The following is a 3,530-nucleotide window of genomic DNA, read 5'->3' on the forward strand; positions in this document are numbered from 1 at the left end:
TCGAGCTCGCAGCCCGCGACCGCGGCCACGCGCAGTATCTCGTCGAGCACGGTTTCGTCCGCGGCGATCACCAGCGGTCGTTCCCCCGTCATGCGTTCCTCCCCCGTCGTCGGTGCGGGCCGTGGGTGGCCCGGGTTCCACCGTCGCGGGCTGCGAGCTCGACAGCGCACCGGACCTGACAGCGGCGAGCGGGCGCTGGGCCCGCGCGCCACTGGTGGTCCTCGACGAAGAAACCGTGCGGCACCGGCCGGTCCTGCCCCGGCGCGGCGGGATCCTGCTGGTCTGCAAGGGTAGCCCGGGCCCGGACACGTGGGAGCACGCGTTCCGCGGCGGCGTCGAGCGCGTGATCTCGTTGCCCGACGACGAAACCGTGCTGGCCGGCGCGTTCGCCGACGTCGTCGAGACACCGGCCGAGCAACCCGGCCTGGTCCTCGGCGTGGTCGGCGGCCGCGGCGGCGCGGGCGCGTCGGTGTTCGCGGCGACCCTGGCACTGACGGCCGCCCGCGATCCGGGCGGCGCGTTGCTGCTGGACTGCGACCCGCTCGGCGGCGGCTTGGATGTGTTGCTCGGCTTGGAAAAGACGCCCGGCAAACGCTGGCCGGACCTGCAGCTGAGCGGCCGGGCATCGGTCTCGTCGCTGGCCGCGTCGCTCCCTCAGCGAAGTCACCGCGGCGGCACCCTCCCGGTGCTCGCGTCCGGTCCGGGAGGGCAGGGCCCGGACGTCGGGTCGTTGTCGGCGATCCTGACCGCCGGCCGCCGCGCGGGCCGCACAGTGGTGTGCGATCTTCCGCGCAGTTTCGGTGAGGCGTCCGAGGAAGTGGTGCTGCGGGCCGACCTGGTCCTGCTGATGGTGCCGCTGGAGTTCCGAGCGTGCCTGGCGGCGAAGAAGGTCCTGAACCGCCTGTCGAAACTGACGGCCCGCATCGGCTTGGTGGCGTGTGGACACTCGAAGGACCCGGCCGTCAACACGGACACCCTGATCGGCCCGCCCCTGATGGCCTCGATGCCCCCGGAGCGCAACCTCTGGGGAGCCGTGGAGCGCGCCGAGTTCCCGACGAAACCAAGGGGCCCGCTGGCCACGACGGCGTCGGAAATCCTGCACAGGGCCCGCAGCGAAGCCCAGGCGGCCACCCGATGACCGGCACGGCCACCGATCTGCGTCCCACGAGCGCCCCGACCAGGGTGTCGGAGCTGTTGCTGCCGACGGTCATCAGCCTCCTGGCCCGAGCCCCGGCAGGCGCGGCGACCTTCTCGACGCTGCTGCGCCGGCCGGAGCGACACGCATGCCCACCGCCGGGCACCCGCGTCACCGCATCGCGTGACCACCCACCGGCCACCCCGCAACCGACGCACCGAGCAAGACGGGCGACCTCATGACCACCGACTTCGTGGACCGCGTCCGCAACCGCCTGGCCGGCGACCGCCGCCGGGCCGATCCGGTCGCCGTCGCGACCGCCGTCCGCGCCGAAGCGGGCGGCGCCCTCGGCCACGACGCGGTGCTCGACGCGGCCCGCCAAGCCCGCGACGAGTTCGTCGGCGCCGGCCCGCTCGCCCCGCTCCTCGACGACCCGGCGACCACCGACGTGCTCGTCACCGGCCCGGCCGAAGTCTGGACGGACGGCCCGCAAGGCCTCGCCCGCACCGGCATCCGCTTCAAGGGCGAAGAATCCGTCCGCCGCTTGGCCCAGCGCCTCGCCCTCGCGGCGGGCCGCCGCCTCGACGACGCGCAGCCCTACGTCGACGGCTGGCTCCCCGGCGCCGGCCCGCACGGCCGCATCCGCGTGCACGCCGTCCTCCCGCCGATCGCGGCCGGCGGCACCTGCCTGTCGCTCCGCGTCCTGCGCCCGGCGACGCACGACCTCACCACCCTCGGCGAACTCGGCGCGTTCGACGAGGCCGGCGCCAAACTGCTCCGCACCGTCGTCTCGAGGCGGATGGCGTTCCTCGTCACCGGTGGCACGGGCGCGGGCAAGACCACGCTCCTGGCCGCATTGCTCGGCGCCGTCGACCCGGGCGAACGGATCGTCTGCGTAGAGGACGCCGGCGAACTGCAGCCCGCGCACCCGCAGTTCGTCAGCCTCGTCGCCCGTCCGCCCAATGTGGAGGGTGCGGGTGCGGTCGGCCTGCCCGAGCTCGTCCGCCAGGCGCTGCGCATGCGTCCCGACCGGCTCGTGGTCGGCGAGGTCCGCGGCGCCGAGGTCGGTGCCCTGCTCACCGCGCTCAACACCGGCCACGACGGTGGCGCCTGCACCCTCCACGCCAACTCCCCGGGGGAAGTGCCCGCCCGCATCGAGGCACTGGCGGCGCTCGGCGGTCTCGGCCGCGACGCCGTGCACAGCCAGCTCGTCGCCGCGATCCGCGTGGTGCTGCACATGCGGCGTGAGCCGGGTGGCCGCAGGCGCCTCACCGAGGTCGGTGTGCTCCGTGCCGAACACGGCCGGGCCCGAGTCGTGCCGGTGTGGCGCGCGGGCCGGTGGACGGTCGACCGGCACCTCTTCCCGATGGCGGGGGCGATCGCGTGCTGAGTCTCCTGCTGGTGCGGATTTCCTTGCTGCTGAACGCTTTCCCGCGCGACCGAAGGAGGCGGCGGTGATCACCCCGTGGCTCCCGCTGTGCTTGGGAGCGGCCCTGGCGTGCTGGCCTGCGGCGCCGAACCGGCTCCAGGTGATGATCGAGCCGTCGGCCACCGTCCGGATGCCTCAGGTGTGGCGCGTCGTCCCCTGGCTGCTTCCGGCCGCCCTCGCCGGATTACTGGCGGGAGCCGGAGGCGCGATCGCCGCCGGCGTGCTGACGCTGGCGTGGAATCAGGAGAGGCGAGCTCACCGCCGGGCCACCGCGGACCTGGCGGTGGCTGCGCACACCGCGACAGCGTTGCGGACGATCGTGGCCGAGCTCCGATCCGGCGCTCACCCGGTCACGGCGGCCGAAGCCGCCGCGGACGTCGTCCCGGCGGTGGCGGGCGAACTCCGCGCCCTGGCGACGGCGGCCCGGCTCGACACCGAGTTGCCCGCGTCGGCGCTGCCACAGCTGGCCGCGGCCTGGACGCTGGGCAAACGCCACGGCCTCCCGATGGCCGACGTCCTCGACGCGGCCCGCCGCGACGCCGAAGCGGGCTTGGCGTTCGCCCGCCGGATGCGCGCGAAGCTCGCCGGGCCACGCGCGAGCGCGGCCGTGCTCACCGGACTGCCAGTCCTGTGCGTGCTGCTCGGAGAGGCCATGGGTGCGGCGCCGCTGCTCGTGCTGACCGGCAGCGCTCCGGGCCAGGTGCTGCTGGTCGCCGGGTGCGTCCTGCTCTGGGCGGGCACGGCTTGGTGCCGGGCCCTGACCGGACGGGTGCGGACCCGGTGACCGCCATGGCGCTCCTTCTCTTCGCCGGAGCCTTGCTGAGCTGGCCGGACGAAACCATCGCGCGGCGCTTCGCCCAACTGACCGGCTGCCCGAAGCCCGTCCGCAAGCGCCACCGCGCGCTACTGCCTATCGCGGCGGCCGTGGGTGGCGTCTCCACAGCCGTGCTGGTCGGCGGGGTCGCC

Annotated in this window: 3 protein-coding genes and 1 pseudogene; all 4 read left to right on the forward strand. The window is 74.8% G+C overall.

What is annotated here, in order from left to right:
- The first annotated feature begins 121 nt into the window (after positions 1-121).
- Positions 122-1,138 carry a septum site-determining protein Ssd gene (gene ssd / locus CCN39_RS44305; protein ID WP_244211296.1) on the forward strand — a complete coding sequence of 339 codons (1,017 nt, stop codon included), beginning with the start codon at positions 122-124 and terminating at the stop codon, positions 1,136-1,138.
- A 235-nt stretch (positions 1,139-1,373) separates the two neighbouring features.
- Positions 1,374-2,525 carry a TadA family conjugal transfer-associated ATPase gene (locus tag CCN39_RS44310; RefSeq protein ID WP_086852770.1) on the forward strand — a complete coding sequence of 384 codons (1,152 nt, stop codon included), beginning with the start codon at positions 1,374-1,376 and terminating at the stop codon, positions 2,523-2,525.
- Positions 2,526-2,589: 64 nt separating this feature from the next.
- Positions 2,590-3,348 (forward strand): type II secretion system F family protein, encoded by a 759-nt coding sequence (locus CCN39_RS44315; RefSeq protein ID WP_086852772.1) that lies wholly within the window; start codon positions 2,590-2,592, stop codon positions 3,346-3,348.
- Between the two features lie 5 nt (positions 3,349-3,353).
- A pseudogene (locus CCN39_RS44320) lies at positions 3,354-3,530 on the forward strand (type II secretion system F family protein); the annotation flags it as partial.

Source organism: Amycolatopsis kentuckyensis, assembly GCF_002155975.1.
GTDB lineage: Bacteria > Actinomycetota > Actinomycetes > Mycobacteriales > Pseudonocardiaceae > Amycolatopsis > Amycolatopsis kentuckyensis.